This is a genomic window from Thioclava sp. F36-7, assembly GCF_002020075.1.
Taxonomy (GTDB): domain Bacteria; phylum Pseudomonadota; class Alphaproteobacteria; order Rhodobacterales; family Rhodobacteraceae; genus Thioclava; species Thioclava sediminum.
In genome coordinates, this window is the sequence record NZ_MPZR01000003.1 from 407,768 (window position 1) to 424,176 (window position 16,409).

A 16,409-nucleotide genomic window follows, 5' to 3' on the forward strand; every position below is an offset into this window, starting at 1 on the left:
CTGCGGGCTCCGGTCTTCCTACTGAAATGACTGAGCTTGGCTGATCTATTCTGCAGACGGGATATCTTCGTCCACATCTCGGCCCTTGCGCGCGCAGGTCTCTCTCTGCGCGAAGACAGACAGGCCGTTACCTGAGAATTCGGAACCGGACGCGACGGTCGTGAGACCGCCTGCAATCTGGCACCAGCTGATGCGGTTCCGTAGCCGGTCTTCAGACCGGACTTCGCGACCAGAGCGGGACTATGCCCCGCAAACACGACTTCGACGGCGTCTTCCGTGATCTGCCCCCGAAAGCCCCGACGGCTCGGGACCGGACGGACACCGCATTGCGCCTCATCCTTGGAGGCACCGCCGAGACACGAGCGAAACTGACCGAAGCTTTCGGTCATCCAGAGGAATTCCGCGAGTATCCCTCGCGGGTAAAATGGAGGGCCGAACATGGCTATCGAAAAACTGCCCAAGGGTAAGACGCCCCAGACGAATGACATCGCGAACAACAAGGGCCATGCCGCCCTCGCCTGGCCTCAATTCTTCCGGACTCTGTCCGAAGAGAGAGCTGCGAACGGGGAAAGCACAGCGTCGCGCAGCGCCCAGAAATAGGTCTTCGCGAAGATCAGGACCGGAATTCCCGGCATGAAGGCTGAGCGATGTGAGGTTCTACGCGAGCCGGCCGATGCTCGCCACACGACGTGCCGGGACGTGGAGCGGCAGGGGGAAACTCCTGCCGCTTCGCTTTTTCGAAAGGGCGTCCGCCGGAGCCCTTTGTGGGAGGTCGCCTAGGAGCGTCCTGATCGCGACGGCCCAATTTTGAGGGCCATCGGGCCGCGCGGGGACTCACGTTATTGGAGTGGCCGGCATTCGCCACGGACCGCACAAAATTCAGGCATGAAGCCCAAAAGCTGACCGCCAATCCGTCACCCATGAATTAGTGCTTGTCCGATCTGCGTCCGCACTTCGTATGTTCGTCGGCTGGCTCTATGCCGGTCGCAACGGAAAACGAATGTGATCGATGCCCGAAGCTCTCTCCATCATTGTGATTGAAACAGACCCGGAGCGCGCGGGGCTCATCGAGGACAGTCTGCGCGAAGCGGGCTCCTTTGAGATCACCGTGATCCCCGAGACGACCGGTCTCGCGCGGCGGATTTCCGAAATCAATCCTGATATCGTGCTCGTTGATATGGCGAGCCCCTCGCGGGACATGCTCGAAGAGCTGACGCTGGCCTCGGGGCCGCTGGAGCGTCCGGTGGCGATGTTCGTCGATCGCTCGGATGACGGGGCGACGAAGGCCGCGATCGATGCGGGCGTCTCCGCCTATGTGGTCGACGGGCTGCGCGCGGATCGGATCAAGCCGATCATGGATGCCGCGATTGCGCGCTTCAACATGGTGCAGCGGATGCGCACCGAGCTGGAGACAACCCGGCGCGCGCTGGAAGAGCGTAAGGTGATCGACCGCGCAAAGGGTCTGTTGATGAAGGCGCGCGGGATCGACGAGGACGCGGCCTATGCGCTGCTGCGCAGGACGGCGATGGATCAGGGCAGGCGGGTCGCGGATGTCGCCCATGCGCTGGTCACCGCGGCGGGGCTTCTGTCATGAGTGTCGTGCCTCTTTCGGTCGGATATATTCCGCTCGTCGATGCGGCGCCGCTGATCATCGCGCGCGAGATCGGTTTTGCCGAGGAAGAGGGGCTCGCGCTGACGCTCAATGCCGCGCCGAGCTGGTCGACCTTGCGAGATCAACTGATGCTGGGGCGGCTCGAGGCGGCGCATATGCTGTTTCCGATGCCGATTGCCGCCGCATTGGGTCTGGGCGGGTTCAACACGCGCATCGATATTCTGCAGATCCTGTCGCATAACGGCAATTCGATCGGCGTGTCGCGTGCGCTGGCCGATCGGATGCGGTCGCAGGGCTACGGGTTCGATTTCGCGGATGCGCGCGCGGCGGGCGAGGCTCTGATCGCAGGCGCGTCGGGACGTTTGCGCATCGGCGTGCCGTTCCCGTTCTCGATGCATGCGGAGCTGCTCTATCACTGGCTGGGTGCGATCGGGTTGAGCGCGCCGCAGGATCTCGACGTTCACACCGTCCCGCCGCCCCTGATGGCGGAGGCCTTGGCGGCGGACGAGATCGACGTCTTCTGCGTGGGCGCGCCTTGGGGGTCCATCGCGGTGGAGAACCGGGTCGGGGAAATGCTGCTGCCCGGCACGGCGATCCGCGCCAACGCGCCGGAGAAGGTTCTGGCCGTGCGCCATGACTGGGCCGAGGCCGAACCGGGGCTGACGCGGCGGTTGATGCGGGCGGTGTGGCAGGCCGGGCGATGGCTTGGACATGAGCGCAACCTTCTGACGGCGGCTGAGCTGCTTGCTCGGCGCGACTATCTCGACCTGCCGCCGGAGCTGATAGAACGGACGTTGACCGGCAATCTCGTGATCTCGCCGCGGGGCGAGATGCGCAGCGTGCCGGGCTACATGAGCTTCCAGACCGGCGCGGCGGGCTACCCCTGGGCCTCGCAGGGTGCGCTCGTGGCGGCAAGGCTCGCGACAAGACTGGGGCTGTCGCGCGAGGAGGCGATGGCCTCGGCGCGTGCGATCTGCCGGACCGATCTCTACACCCGCAATCTCGCCGATCTGGGGGCGGATCTGCCTGAGGCGCGCGACAAGATCGAAGGCGCGCTGACCGCTCCGGGCGCCATCCCGGCCATTCAGGGGCAGGTGATTCTGCCGAGCGATGCGTTCTTCGACGGCTGGATTTTTGATCCTTTCGCGAATTCATGACGGTTTCGTGAGCATTTTCTAAGCGCGCTGCAGAAAATCAGCTCTTCGCAGGCGCAGCATGAAACCCAATTGTTGACGCTGCGGGTGCAAAACTCGTTTTCTGGTCCTATCGAAGCAAGGGCGTTTCGATTTCCAACATATTCCGCCTCGCATCGCTGTGAGGCTCCGAACAAAGCCGTTCGACCCTGATCGCAGATCTTCCTCCTCCCTTGGAAGTGGTGCGCTCGGGTCGGGCGGCTTTTTCGTTTTCGACGCACATGACGATGCAACAGGGACCGTAACGATGAAAAAGCTTCTGGCAGCGATTGCCACCACCACCTGCCTTGTCAGCCCCGCGCTGGCGGAAATGCTCGATGTCGAGAAGGACGAGCTGAAATTCGGCTTCATCAAGCTCACCGATATGGCGCCGCTCGCGGTGGCCTATGAGAAGGGCTATTTCGAGGATGAGGGCCTCTTCGTCACGCTCGAGCCGCAGGCGAACTGGAAGGTTCTTTTGGACCGCGTGATCGACGGCGAACTGGACGGGGCGCATATGCTGGCCGGTCAGCCGCTGGCCGCGACCATCGGCTTCGGCACCAAAGCGCATGTCATCACGCCTTTCTCGATGGATCTCAACGGCAACGGCATCACCGTGTCGAACGAGGTCTGGGCAGAGATGAAGAAGAACATCCCCGTCGATGACGCGGGCAAGCCCGTGCATCCGATCTCGGCCTCGGCGCTCAAGCCGGTCGTCGAGAGCTACCGCGCCGAGGGCAAACCCTTCAACATGGGCATGGTGTTCCCGGTCTCGACCCACAATTACGAGCTGCGCTACTGGCTGGCGGCGGGCGGTCTGGAGCCGGGCTACTATTCGCCCGATGACGTGTCGGGCCAGATCGGCGCCGATGTGCTGCTGTCCGTGACGCCCCCGCCGCAGATGCCCGCGACCCTCGAGGCCGGTACGATCTACGGCTATTGCGTGGGCGAGCCGTGGAACCAGCAGGCCGTGTTCAAGGGCATCGGCGTTCCGGTGATCACCGATTACGAGATCTGGAAGAACAACCCCGAGAAGGTCTTCGGCATCACCGCCGAATTCGCCGAGGAGAACCCGAACACCACGCTCGCGCTGACCAAGGCGCTGATCCGCGCGGCGATGTGGCTCGATGAGAACGACAACGCCAACCGCCCCGAAGCGGTCGAGATCCTGGCCCGCTCGGAATATGTGGGTGCGGATGCCGAGGTGATCGCGAACTCGATGACCGGCACGTTCGAGTATGAGAAGGGCGACAAGCGCGACGTTCCCGACTTCAACGTCTTCTTCCGCTACTACGCGACCTATCCCTACTACTCGGATGCGGTCTGGTATCTCAGCCAGATGCGCCGCTGGGGCCAGATCCCCGAGAGCCAGAGCGACGACTGGTATGACGAGGTCGCCAAGTCCGTCTACAAGCCGGAGATCTACCTTCAGGCCGCTCAGATGCTGGTCGATGAAGGTATCGCGGACAAGGCTGATTTCCCTTGGGATACCGATGGGTATCGTGAGCCCACCTCCGACATCATCGACGGTGTCGAGTATGACGGCCGCACCCCCAACGCCTATATCGACAGCCTGCCGATCGGTCTGAAATCGGGCCAGAAAGTCGTCGGCAACAAGGTCGAAGGGTAACTCCCCTGACTTGCGGGCGGGGCCGAGCTCCCGCCCGTCCTTTCCTCTCTACATTCCCCCAAGGACGCCATGCCATGACCGCCATCGATCCTGACGCCCTGACTGCACAGCAGGCCCGCGAGGCCCGCCGCGAACGTCTCTTCACCCGCATCAACAAGGCCGATAGCTGGTTCAAGGTGCTCGGCCTGAGCTGGGTCACCCCGGTTCTGCGCGCCGCGGCCGGTGACAATCCCAAGGCCCAGATGAAAGAGATCTGGCAGCTTCTGGGCGTGCCGGTGGTGGCAATCATCGCCTTCCTCGCCGTCTGGGCGGTTCTGGCCCCGAAAGTGCAAACCTCGCTCGGCGTCATCCCCGGCCCGGCGCAGGTCTGGGAGCAGGCGGAGGTTCTCTATGCCGACCACCTGCGCGAGCGCGACAAGGCCGCCGCCTTCTACGAGCGTCAGGACGTCCGCAACGACAAGCTGGTGGCGGCAGGCAAGGCCGACCGGGTGAAATACCGCGACTATACCGGGGCGCCGACCTATTTCGATCAGATCTGGACCTCGATCAAGACGGTGTTCTTCGGCTTCGCGCTCGGCACGATCGTCGCGGTGCCGCTGGGCATCATGGCGGGCCTGTCGAAAACCGCGAATGCCGCGATGAACCCGCTGATCCAGATCTTCAAGCCGGTCTCGCCGCTCGCGTGGCTGCCGATCGTGACGATGATCGTCTCGGCTGTCTACGTGACCAATGACGGGATGTTCTCCAAGTCCTTCCTGATCTCGGCGATCACGGTGACGCTGTGCTCGCTCTGGCCCACGATCATCAACACGGCCCTTGGCGTGGCGTCGATCGACAAGGACCTCGTGAACGTCTCGAAAGTGCTGAAGATGGGCACCTGGACCAAGATCACCAAGCTGGTGCTGCCCTCGGCGCTGCCGCTGATCTTCACCGGTCTGCGCCTGTCGCTCGGCGTGGGCTGGATGGTGCTGATCGCGGCGGAAATGCTCGCGCAGAACCCGGGCTTGGGCAAATTCGTCTGGGACGAATTCCAGAACGGCTCCTCGGAAAGCCTCGCGCGGATCATGGTGGCCGTGTTCACCATCGGCATCATCGGCTTCATCCTCGATCGCCTCATGTTCGCGATCCAGTCGATGTTCACCTTCTCGAATAACCGGTGACCCTCATGAGCATTCTTGAATTCAAATCCGTCTCGAAAAGCTTTGGCGAAGGCTCCGCGCGCAGCGACGTGCTCAACGGCATCGACCTGAGCGTGAAAGAGGGCGAGTTCCTCGTGCTCTTGGGCTTCTCCGGCACCGGCAAGACCACCCTGATCAACCTGATGGCGGGGCTTGAGATGCCCTCCAAGGGCGAGGTCCTGTTCAAGGGCGCGCCGGTCACCGGCCCCGGTCCGGAGCGCGGCGTGATCTTCCAGAACTACTCGCTGATGCCGTGGCTGACGGTGGATCAGAACGTGGCTCTCGCGGTTGAGACGATCTTCCCGGGCCTGTCGAAGAAAGAGCGTCAGGCGAAAGTCGATCACTACGTGAAGATGGTGGGCCTCAGCCACGCCGCGAGCCGCCGCCCGGCGGAGCTGTCGGGGGGCATGCGCCAGCGGGTCAACGTGGCCCGCGCGCTCGCGATGAACCCCGAGGTGCTGCTGCTCGACGAGCCGCTCTCGGCGCTCGATGCGCTCACGCGGGGCAACCTTGCTGACGAGATCGAGCATATCTGGGAGCAGGACAAGAAGACCTGCGTGTTGATCACCAATGACGTCGACGAGGCGATCGTTCTGGCCGACCGGATCATCGCGCTGAACCCTGACGGCACGCTGGGCGAAGAGTTCAAGGTCACCATCCCGCGTCCGCGCGACCGCGGTGCGATGAACCATGACGAGGGGTTCAAGCGTCTGCGCGCCGCCGTCACGAACTACCTGATGGATGTGGGCATGCAGGCCAAGGCCGAAGGCTCGCGCAAGCTGCCTGATGTCACGCCGCTGCACGCGCTGCCCAAGGCCGTGTCCGACGCCGCGCGCTCGGCGCTCGAGGACAAGTATCTGGAGTATTCGCAGCTCCATAAGATCTACCCGACCCCGAAAGGGCCGCTGACCGTGGTGGAGGATTTCAACCTCACCCTGAAGAAGGGCGAATTCGTCTCTCTGATCGGCCATTCGGGCTGCGGGAAATCGACCGTGCTGACGATGACCGCGGGGCTCAACGATGTGTCGAAAGGCGGCATCAAGCTCGACGGGTTTGAGGTGAAGGGCGCCGATCCCGAGCGCGCCGTGGTCTTCCAGGCGCCCTCGCTGTTCCCGTGGCTGTCGGCGCGCGAAAACGTCGCCGTGGGCGTGGACAAGGTCTATCCCAAGGCGTCGCGCGCCGAGCGTCAGGACGTGATCGACTATTACCTCGAGCGCGTCGGTCTGGGCGATGCGATGGACAAGCCCGCCTCGGACATGTCGAACGGCATGCGCCAGCGCGTCGGTATCGCGCGCGCCTTCGCGCTTTCGCCGAAACTGCTCTTGCTCGACGAGCCCTTCGGGATGCTCGACAGCCTGACCCGCTGGGAGCTGCAGGAAGTGCTGATGGAGGTGTGGAGCCGCACCAAGGTCACCGCCGTCTGCGTCACCCATGACGTGGACGAGGCGATCCTGCTCGCCGACCGCGTGGTGATGATGACGAACGGCCCGCGCGCCACGATCGGCAAGGTGATGGAGGTCGATCTGCCGCGTCCGCGCACCCGCAAGGCGCTGCTCGAACACCCGGACTACTACCTCTACCGCGAGCAGGTTCTGAACTTCCTCGAAGAATATGAACAGGGCCACACGCCCAAGAAATCGGAGGCCGCGTGATGGACGCTGCAACTGCAACCCCCGCACGCGCCTTCATCGGCGTCAGCGAAGTCTGGGTACCCGAGGGCGACCGTCTGGTCCATGCCGCGGGCGATTACGGCGCGCACACGGCGTTCGAGGAAGCCTCGGTCCGCACCAGTTTCGCTCATGGCGAGGGCCTGCCGGGCAAAGCATGGGCCGAAGGGCGCCCGGTCGTCCTGAAAGGGTTCGACGGGTCCTATTTCCAGCGCATCGAGGCCGCGAAAGAGGCTGGCTTGACCTCGGCCGTCGCGCTGCCGGTTTTCGATGGCGACACGCTCAAGGCGGTTCTTGTCGTGCTGTGCGGCGATGACGAAATGACCACCGGCGCGATCGAGGTCTGGGCCGAGCGGGACGGGCTCCTGATGCTCGATGACGGATATTATGGCGCGGCCAAGCATTTCGAATGGGTCTCGAAGCACACGCATTTCCCGAAAGGGCAGGGCCTGCCGGGCGGTGTCTGGGCCGCGCAGACCCCGATGCTGATGCGCGATCTGGGCTCGGGCTATCGTTTCATTCGCTCGGAAAGCGCGGGCGCGGCCGGGCTGACCACCGGGCTTGGCCTGCCGATCCCGGTGCCGGGCGATCAGAGCTATGTGGCGACGCTGCTGTCGGCACGCGGGACGCCGATCGCACGCCGTTTCGAGATCTGGGACGCGCGCGAGGCGCGTGTCGGTCGCGACGGCGGCGCGGTTCTGGTGGATGGCCTGTGCGAGCGAGAAGGCGCGCTTTGGAACGAGGACAACCCCAAGCGGGCGCAGGACTGGCAGGGCCCGATCGGCAAGGTGCTGGGCACCGGCTTGCCGCTGGTGATCGGTGGGGCGCAGATCGCTGCCGGCTACAGCTCGATGGTCGCGCTGCCGATCCATCGCGATGGCGAGATCGCGCATATCGTCGCCTGGTATCTTTGAGGAGTGACCAAGATGCAGAAACTGGTCGTTATCGGTGCTGGCATGGCTTCGGGTCGGATGCTCGAGCATCTGTTCGAAGCCGCGCCCGGCGCATGGGATGTCACCCTTTTCAACGCGGAGCCGCGGGGCAATTACAACCGCATCATGCTGAGCCCGGTGCTGTCGGGCGAGAAGAGCTACGCGGAAATCGTTACCCATGGCGAGGCTTGGTATGACGCCCACGGCGTGACCTGCCGCTTCGGCGAAAAGGTCGTGGGGATCGACCGCGACCGCAAGGTCGTCATCGGCGAGCAGGGTGAGGTCGCTTACGACAAGCTGGTCATCGCCACCGGCTCGAACCCGTTCATCATCCCGCTGCCGGGCCATGATCTGGACGGCGTGATCGCCTATCGTGATCTGGATGACACCAACCGGATGATCGAGGCGGCGCGCCCCGGCGCGCGCGCCGTGGTGATCGGCGGCGGTCTGTTGGGGCTCGAGGCCGCGGCGGGTCTGCGTCTGCGCGGCATGGACGTGACCGTGGTGCATATCATGGGCCACCTGATGGAGCGTCAGCTCGACGAGGCGGCGGGTTACCTCCTGCGCCGTGCGCTCACCGATCGCGGGATCGAAGTCTGCTGCTCGGCGAATTCCAAGGAGATTTTGGGTGAAGATGGCAAGCTGCGGGCGCTGAAGCTGGATGACGGCACCGAGCTGCCCTGCGACCTGCTGGTCATGGCCGTGGGCATCCGTCCCTCGGTCGCGCTGGCCAAGGAGGCAGGCCTCGAGACCGGGCGCGGCATTCAGGTCGACGCGCAGATGTTGACCTCCGACCCCGATATCCTGTCGCTTGGCGAATGCGTGGAGTTCGACGGGCAGATCTTCGGTCTTGTCGCGCCGCTCTACGATCAGGCGAAGGTCGCTGCGCAGACCCTGACCGGGGAGGCCAGCGAATACATCCCCCGCGAGGTCTCGACCAAGCTGAAGGTCACCGGATGCGACCTGTTCTCAGCGGGCGATTTCGCCGAAGGCGAGGGCCGCGAGGATATCGTCTTCCGCGATCCCGCGCGCGGCGTCTACAAGCGCCTCGTGCTGGAGGGCGACCGCGTGATCGGCGCGGTGATGTATGGCGACGTCGCCGATGGCAACTGGTTCTACGGGCTGATCAAGGACGGCACCGACGTGTCGGAGATGCGCGAGACGCTGATCTTCGGTCCGGCTTTCCAGGGGGGCGCCTCGGTGGACCCTATGGCGGCCGTTGCAGCCTTACCGGCTGACGCAGAAATCTGCGGCTGCAACGGCGTGTGCAAGGGTCAAATCGTGGCCGCGATCGAGGCGGGCGCGACTTCGCTCGACGCGATCAAGGCCACCACCAAAGCCAGCGCCTCCTGCGGCACCTGCACCGGGCTGGTCGAGCAGGTTCTGGCGGTCACGCTGGGCGACGAGTTCGTCCTGCCCACGGCGAAACCGATCTGCGCCTGCACCGATCACCCGCATGAGGACGTGCGCCGCCTGATCAAGGCGAAAGAGCTGAAATCGCAACCCGCGGTGATGCAGGAACTGGGCTGGAAGACGTCCAACGGCTGCCATGTCTGCCGCCCGGCGCTGAACTACTACCTGCTGGCCGATTGGCCGCTGGAGTATCAAGACGACCCGCAAAGCCGCTTCGTGAACGAGCGTAACCACGCCAATATCCAGAAGGACGGCACCTATAGCGTGATGCCGCGCATGTGGGGCGGGATGACCACCCCCGAGGAACTGCTCGCGATTGCCGAAGCCGCGAAGAAATACGACGCGACGGTAAAGGTCACGGGCGGCCAGCGCATCGACTTGCTCGGTATCAAGAAAGAGGATCTGCCGCATATCTGGGCCGATCTGAACGCGGCCGGGATGGTCTCGGGGCATGCCTACACGAAAGGTCTGCGCACGGTGAAGACTTGCGTGGGCACCGACTGGTGCCGGTTCGGGACGCAGGATTCGACCGGGCTCGGGATCAAGCTGGAAAAGCGCCTCTGGGGCTCGTGGACGCCGCACAAGTTCAAGATGGCGGTGACGGGCTGCCCGCGCAATTGCGCCGAGGCCACCTGCAAGGATCTGGGCGTGGTCTGTGTGGACTCGGGCTTCGAGATCAGCGTCGGCGGCGCGGCCGGGATGGAACTGAAAGAGACCGAGCCGCTGGCCAAGGTCGCGACCGAACAGGAGGTGATCGATATCTCGGTGGCTTTCCTGCAGCTCTATCGTGAGAGCGCGAATTACCTCGACCGGCCCTATAAATGGATCGCCAAGACCGGCGGGCTCGGCTGGATCATCGAACAGGTCGTGGACGATCTCGACAATCGCGCGGCGCTGATCGAGCGCTTCGATATCTCGCAAACCGTCTACCAGAAAGACCCCTGGGCCGAACGCGCGACCCCTCACTATGAGCGCGCCTGGAGCCCGCTCGCCGATCTCACGAAGGAGGCCGCGGAATGAGCTGGATCGATATCGGCGCGCTCGACGATATCCCGGTGCAGGGCGCGCGCGTCATCAAGACCAAAATGGGCTGCGTCGCGGTATTCCGCACCGCCGATGATGCCGTTTTCGCCCTCTCGGATCGCTGCCCGCACAAGGGCGGGCCGCTCTCGGAGGGGATCGTGCATGGCCACAAGGTGACCTGCCCGCTGCATAACTGGGTGTTCAGCCTCGAGACGGGCGAGGCGCAGGGGGCCGACGAGGGGCAGGTGCCGACCTATGATCTGCGCGTCGAAGCGGGACGTTTGCTGATCGACGCAAGCAAGCTCGCCGCGCAAAGCGCCGCCTGAACCGGAGTGGAACGATGACCCGCGCTGCTCCGACAATTTGCACCACATGCCCCTATTGCGGCGTCGGCTGTGGCGTTCTGGCGACGCCCGACGGCGCGGGCGGGATGGAGATCCGGGGCGACAAGGCCCATCCCGCCAATGCGGGCAAGCTGTGCTCGAAAGGCTCGGCACTGGGGGAGACGGTCGATCTGGAGGGGCGCCTTCTGGCCCCGATCGTGAACGGACTGGAGACGGATTGGGACGCAACGCTCGATCTGGTGGCCGAGAAGTTCCGCGCGAGCATCGCCGAACACGGTCCCGATAGCGTGGCGTTCTACGTCTCGGGTCAGCTTCTGACCGAGGATTACTATGTCGCCAACAAGCTGATGAAGGGCTTCATCGGCTCGGGCAATATCGACACGAACTCGCGGCTGTGCATGGCCTCGTCGGTGGCGGGGCACAAGCGCGCCTTCGGCACCGATACCGTGCCCGGCCAATACGAGGATTTCGATCAGGCCGACGTCATCGTGCTCGTGGGTTCGAACCTCGCTTGGTGCCATCCGGTGCTTTTCCAGCGGATCGCGGCGGCGAAAAAAGCACGGCCCGAAATGCGCGTCGTGGTCGTCGATCCGCGCCGCACCGCGACCTGCGACATCGCCGATCTGCATCTGGCCGTGGCGCCGGGCGCGGATGCGGCGCTGTTCAACGCTCTGCTGGCCGAGATCGCGGCGCAGGGCGCAGTCGACCGCGCCTATGTCGCGGCCCATGTCAGCGGGTTTGAGGATGCGCTGGTGGCGGCGCAGGCTTCCGATCCGGCCGCGACAGGGCTCAGCGCCGCCGATCTGGCCGAGTTCACACGGCTCTGGATTGGCTCCGAGAAGGTCGTCACGATCTATTCTCAGGGCGTGAACCAATCCACCTCCGGCACCGACAAGGTCAACGCGATCATCAACTGCCACCTCGCCACGGGCCGCATCGGCAAGCCCGGCGCGGGGCCGTTCTCGGTCACGGGTCAGCCCAATGCGATGGGCGGGCGCGAGGTGGGAGGCTTGGCGAATATGCTCGCCTGTCACCTCGATATCGAGAACGCGGACCATCGCGACGCGGTGCAGGGTTTCTGGGCAAGCCCGACCATGGCGCCGGGTCCGGGCCTCAAGGCCGTCGACATGTTCCGCGCGGTTGAGGAGGGCCGGATCAAGGCGCTCTGGATCATCTGCACCAATCCCGCCGTCTCGATGCCCGAGGCCGACCGTGTGCGCGCCGCCATCGCGGGCTGCGATTTCGTCGTGGTCTCAGATATCACCGCCGACACCGACACCGCGCAGCTGGCCGATGTGATCCTGCCCGCGACCGGATGGGGCGAGAAGGACGGCACCGTCACCAATTCCGAGCGTTGCATCTCGCGTCAGCGTCCCATTCTGCCCGCGCCCGGTCAGGCGCGCCACGACTGGAAGATCATCTGCGACGTGGCCGCGAAAATGGGCTGGGCCGAGCATTTCGCCTATGACGGCCCGGCGGCGATCTTCCGGGAATATGCGACGCTGTCCGAGGTCGCAGGAGGGTTTGGGCTCGATTTCGATATCTCCGACTACAAGTCGATCGCGAATGCGGACTATGAGGCGCTCGCGCCGTTTGTCTGGCCCCAAGGTTCTGCAAAGAAAGGCGGCCGGTTCTTCGGGGATGGCGGGTTCTTCACGCCCGACCGCAAGGGCCGGATGCTGCCGATCACGCCCCGCGCGCCGAAAACCGCGCTGAGCCCGCAGACGCCTTTCCGTTTCAATACGGGCCGCGTGCGCGATCACTGGCACACGATGACGCGCACCGCGAAATCGCCGCGCCTGAGCCTGCATATGGCCGAGCCTTATCTGGAAATTCACCCCTCGGACGCGGCCAAACTGAGGCTGCGTCCGGCCGGACTGGCGGAAGTGAAAAATGCTCAGGGTCGCGCAGTTCTGCGCGTTCTGGAAAGCATCCGGATGCAACCCGGTTCGGTCTTCGCACCGATGCACTGGACGGGCGAGACCGCCTCCGATGGACGCGTCGATGCGCTGGTCGCCGCCCATGTCGATCCCGTCTCGGGCCAGCCCGAAAGCAAGGGCTGCGCGGTCCAGATCTCGCCTTATCAGGCTGCGTGGTTCGGCTTTGCGGCGAGCGTGCAGGACGTGACCCCGCGCACCGGTTACTGGGCGAAGGCGCGCAGCAAGAGCGGCTGGCGGATCGAGCTGGCCGGGCGCGAGGCACCTGCCGATTGGGAGGCCTTCGCGCGCGACCTCTTCGCATTGCCCGAGGCCGAAGCGGTCACGATGATCGATGCGGGCCGGGGGCTCGCGCGGATCGCGCTGATGGTCGAAGGCCGCGTCTCGGCGGTTCTCTTTGCGGCCCCCGAGCCGGTCGCGGTGTCGCGCGGCCATGTCGCGGCGCTGCTGGGCGCGACCGATCAACCGAGCCTTCTGGCCGGGCGCGCCGGTGCCGATCAGCCCGATCCGGGTGCGATCGTCTGCGCCTGTTTCGATGTCGGCGTGAACACGATCCTCGCCGCGATTGCCGATCAGGGACTGGCCTCGGTCGAGGCGATCGGTGCAGCCCTGCAGGCGGGCACCAATTGCGGCTCCTGCCGACCGGAACTCGCGGCGCTGCTGGCGAGCGCCCAACCCCGCGAGGCCGCCGAATGAGCCTCGCCCCCTATATCCACGCAATGGGCCGAGGTCCGGGCCGGGCGCGGTCGCTGAACCGCGACGAGGCCCGTGACGCGATGGGCCAGATCCTGCGCGGCGAGGCGGCCCCCGAAGCCGTCGGCGCGCTTCTGATGCTGATGCGCTATCGCGGCGAAAGTGCCGCCGAGATCGCCGGTTTCGCCGAAGCGATCCGTGAGACTTTGCCGGATTGGACCGGCCCCGCGCCCGCGCTCGACTGGCCGAGCTATGCGGCGGGGCGTTCGCGGGGCTTGCCGTGGTTTTTGCTGTCCGCGCGGCTGGTGGCAATGGCGGGAGAGCCGGTTCTGCTCCACGGCTGGAACTCGCATCAATCGCCCGTGGCTTCCGTCCGCGACGCGCTCGCAGGCGCAGGGATTGCCGTTGCGACGGATATGGCAAACGCCGCCGCGCTGCTGGCGCGTGACAAGATAGCCTATCTGCCGCTGGAGAGTTTCGCTCCGCGCGCGCTCGATCTGCTGCGGCTGCGCGAGGTGCTGGGGCTGCGCTCGGCGGTCAATACCGTGCTGCGCGTGCTCAACCCGGGCGGCGCAAGGGCCTCGGTGCAAGGTGTCTTCCATCCGCCGTATCGCGAGCTGCAATCCGATGCCTGCGCGCTGCTGGGTTTGCAAGCGATGACGGTGATCAAGGGCGGTGGCGGCGAGTTCGAGCGCCATCCGGGCAAGGACATCGCGCTCTTCGGCCTGCGGTCGGGGGAGGCATGGACCGGGCAGGGTGCGGCCAGCTGCGGCGCGACCCGCCGTCTTGCCGATGCGGCCCCCGATCCCGCCGATCTGGGGCGCCTCTGGTCGGGCGAGATCGACGATCCCTTCGCTACCGAAATCGTTCTCGGCACGGCAGAGCTGGCGCTCGACACCGCCGGAATCGCACAGCCCCGCGCGCGCGCCGCCGATCTCTGGGCACGCCGACACAGCGCGCGCGCCGCTTGAAAGGAAGATGATCATGAAGCTCTCTGCCGCATCCCCGTTTGCCCCGAGCGACGCCGCGCTTCGCGCCCGCAAGCCGGGGATTCTGGCTTTCATGAGCGAGGTTTTCCACGACTGGCGGCTCGCTTTGGCAGGCGTCTCGCCGAAGGCCGTGACCCCGACCCGATCCGCACCCGGTCGCGCGAAACCGGGCGCGATCGCACTTGTCGGCGCGGGCCCGGGTGCACGGGATCTGCTGACGCTTCGGGCGGCTCAGCGTCTGAGCCAAGCCGATATCGTCTTCTACGATCGCCTCGTCGATCCGGAGGTTCTAGAGCTGGCGCGCAGGGATGCCGAGCTTGTCTATGTCGGAAAAGCCGTCGGCGCATGCGCCTGGCCGCAGGAGCGGATCGACGCGGTGATCGTGGCGGCAGCGCTGCAGGGTAAGCGGGTCGTGCGGCTGAAAAGCGGCGATCCGGGCCTCTTCGGACGGGCCACCGAAGAACTCGCCGCCGCGCGCGCGAACGGTATCCCGGTCGAAATCGTGCCCGGGGTCACCGCGGCTTCCGCGGCAGGGGCCGCGCTTGGCCGGTCGCTGACGGAACGCGGCGCCACCGACCGCGTGGTCTTCGCTACCGGCATGTGTCGCGCGGGCGACGACACGCCCGATTGGGGGGCATCCACACGCCCGGGCACGACGCTCGCGCTTTATATGGGCGTGCGGCAGGCGCCCGTGATCGAGGCGAACCTTATCGCGGCGGGTGTCCCGGCTGTCTCCGAGGTCGAGATCGTCTCGGACATTTCGACCGACCGTCAGAGGATCGCGACCTGCCAGCTTGGCGCGCTCGCCGCGACGATCCGGGCGGAAGCGATCGGCAACCCGGCGATCATCCTGATCCGTCACGACAAGCGTGTCGCGCGCCTTGGCGGCATGGCGGAGCTGCAATCTCGGGACGTGGGGAAAGCCGGAAAAGCGACGCTGCTCGCCGATTTCTGACGCCGAAGCTGTCACAACCCAAAGCGCAAACGGAAGGTCGGAGCCGCCGAGTTTCACCGGCGAGCCCCTGCATTTCGCCCCTTCGCGAATGAAGTTCTTCGAGGCACATCGGGACCTCAATGCCCCATCATCATCTCGCCCTTCGCCATCGCCAGATGGTGCGGCTGATGGTGCGCGCCGACCGTCAGGATGCCGATGAAGCCGAGCGCGCGGATCTTCTGCGGATCCGCGCCGGTCACGGTGAGGACGCTGCCGCCGGGGATTTCCTCGGCGCTCATCTTCCAGCCCTCGACCCCGTTCATCGTCGCGACGTGGGCAGGCACCATCGCACGGATGGACGCGGTGACCTCGGGGTCGTCCGAGGTCGCCTCGAAGCGGGCGCCACCTTCGATGTCGTCCTCTTTGACCTTGGCGCGCAGGGTGACGTTGTTCATGTCGATCAGATGCTGGCGCAGGCCCTCGATATTGACGCGGTTCCAATCCGTGTGGGGATCGGCGAGCAGATAGGCGACGATCTCCTGAATGGCCGCGAAGGCGGACTGACCCGGCTCGGTGATCGCGCCCGTGTCCTCGGATTGCATGCCGGGCATCTGCGCGGTCGAGGTCATTGGCATCTGGCCGTCGGCATGGGCGTCGTCGGACATCATGTGGTCGTCATGTGCGGGCATGTCTTCGTCGTCGCCCATATGCTCATGGTCGCCCATGTCCGCGTCGTCCATCATCATGTGATCGCCCGACATCATGTCATGCGCGCTCCCATCCGCGCTGCCATCTCCGTGCGCGTAGCTGACGGCGGGCAACGCCACGAGGGCGAGAATGCTAAGAAAACGTGTCATGGGTCCTCCGGAGTTTTGCGTTACCCTG

The 16,409-nt window shown here is 65.2% G+C and carries 12 protein-coding genes; 11 read left to right on the forward strand and 1 reads right to left on the reverse strand.

The features are described from left to right. Window positions 1–1,009: 1,009 nt before the first annotated feature. From BMI89_RS07760 to cobA, 11 genes are all read left to right on the forward strand, one after another. A complete protein-coding gene (locus BMI89_RS07760) occupies window positions 1,010–1,594 on the forward strand; it encodes an ANTAR domain-containing protein (RefSeq protein WP_078519164.1) in 585 nt (194 codons plus the stop codon). Next, window positions 1,591–2,769: an ABC transporter substrate-binding protein gene (locus BMI89_RS07765; RefSeq protein WP_078570461.1), complete on the forward strand. Its 1,179-nt coding sequence runs from the start codon at window positions 1,591–1,593 to the stop codon at window positions 2,767–2,769. Before BMI89_RS07760 ends, BMI89_RS07765 begins: the two co-directional genes overlap by 4 nt. Window positions 2,770–3,052: 283 nt before the next feature. Continuing rightward, the gene (locus tag BMI89_RS07770) at window positions 3,053–4,414 is read left to right on the forward strand and encodes a CmpA/NrtA family ABC transporter substrate-binding protein (RefSeq protein WP_078570462.1); all 1,362 of its coding nucleotides are present in this window, start codon (window positions 3,053–3,055) and stop codon (window positions 4,412–4,414) included. Between the two features lie 74 nt (window positions 4,415–4,488). Beyond that, window positions 4,489–5,574, forward strand: coding sequence for an ABC transporter permease (locus BMI89_RS07775; protein WP_078570463.1), 1,086 nt, complete (start codon window positions 4,489–4,491; stop codon window positions 5,572–5,574). Between the two features lie 5 nt (window positions 5,575–5,579). After that, window positions 5,580–7,244, forward strand: coding sequence for a nitrate ABC transporter ATP-binding protein (locus BMI89_RS07780; RefSeq protein WP_078570464.1), 1,665 nt, complete (start codon window positions 5,580–5,582; stop codon window positions 7,242–7,244). Further along, window positions 7,244–8,173 carry a GAF domain-containing protein gene (locus BMI89_RS07785; RefSeq protein ID WP_078570465.1) on the forward strand — a complete coding sequence of 310 codons (930 nt, stop codon included), beginning with the start codon at window positions 7,244–7,246 and terminating at the stop codon, window positions 8,171–8,173. The genes BMI89_RS07780 and BMI89_RS07785 overlap by 1 nt, the downstream gene beginning before the upstream one ends. Before the next feature lie 12 nt (window positions 8,174–8,185). Continuing rightward, window positions 8,186–10,624 carry a nitrite reductase large subunit NirB gene (nirB, locus tag BMI89_RS07790; RefSeq protein ID WP_078570466.1) on the forward strand — a complete coding sequence of 813 codons (2,439 nt, stop codon included), beginning with the start codon at window positions 8,186–8,188 and terminating at the stop codon, window positions 10,622–10,624. Continuing rightward, window positions 10,621–10,953 (forward strand): nitrite reductase small subunit NirD, encoded by a 333-nt coding sequence (gene nirD, locus BMI89_RS07795; protein WP_078570467.1) that lies wholly within the window; start codon window positions 10,621–10,623, stop codon window positions 10,951–10,953. The genes nirB and nirD overlap by 4 nt, the downstream gene beginning before the upstream one ends. Before the next feature lie 14 nt (window positions 10,954–10,967). Continuing rightward, window positions 10,968–13,604: a nitrate reductase gene (locus BMI89_RS07800; protein WP_078570468.1), complete on the forward strand. Its 2,637-nt coding sequence runs from the start codon at window positions 10,968–10,970 to the stop codon at window positions 13,602–13,604. Next, window positions 13,601–14,572, forward strand: coding sequence for a glycosyl transferase family protein (locus BMI89_RS07805; RefSeq protein ID WP_078570469.1), 972 nt, complete (start codon window positions 13,601–13,603; stop codon window positions 14,570–14,572). The genes BMI89_RS07800 and BMI89_RS07805 overlap by 4 nt, the downstream gene beginning before the upstream one ends. 13 nt (window positions 14,573–14,585) lie before the next feature. After that, entirely contained in the window at window positions 14,586–15,545 is a 960-nt protein-coding gene (cobA, locus tag BMI89_RS07810; RefSeq protein WP_246831985.1) for a uroporphyrinogen-III C-methyltransferase, read from the forward strand. Window positions 15,546–15,661: 116 nt separating this feature from the next. Here the strand turns inward: cobA and BMI89_RS07815 are convergent, their stop codons facing one another. Next, window positions 15,662–16,381 carry a hypothetical protein gene (locus BMI89_RS07815; RefSeq protein WP_078570471.1) on the reverse strand — a complete coding sequence of 240 codons (720 nt, stop codon included), beginning with the start codon at window positions 16,379–16,381 and terminating at the stop codon, window positions 15,662–15,664. Window positions 16,382–16,409: the final 28 nt, after the last annotated feature.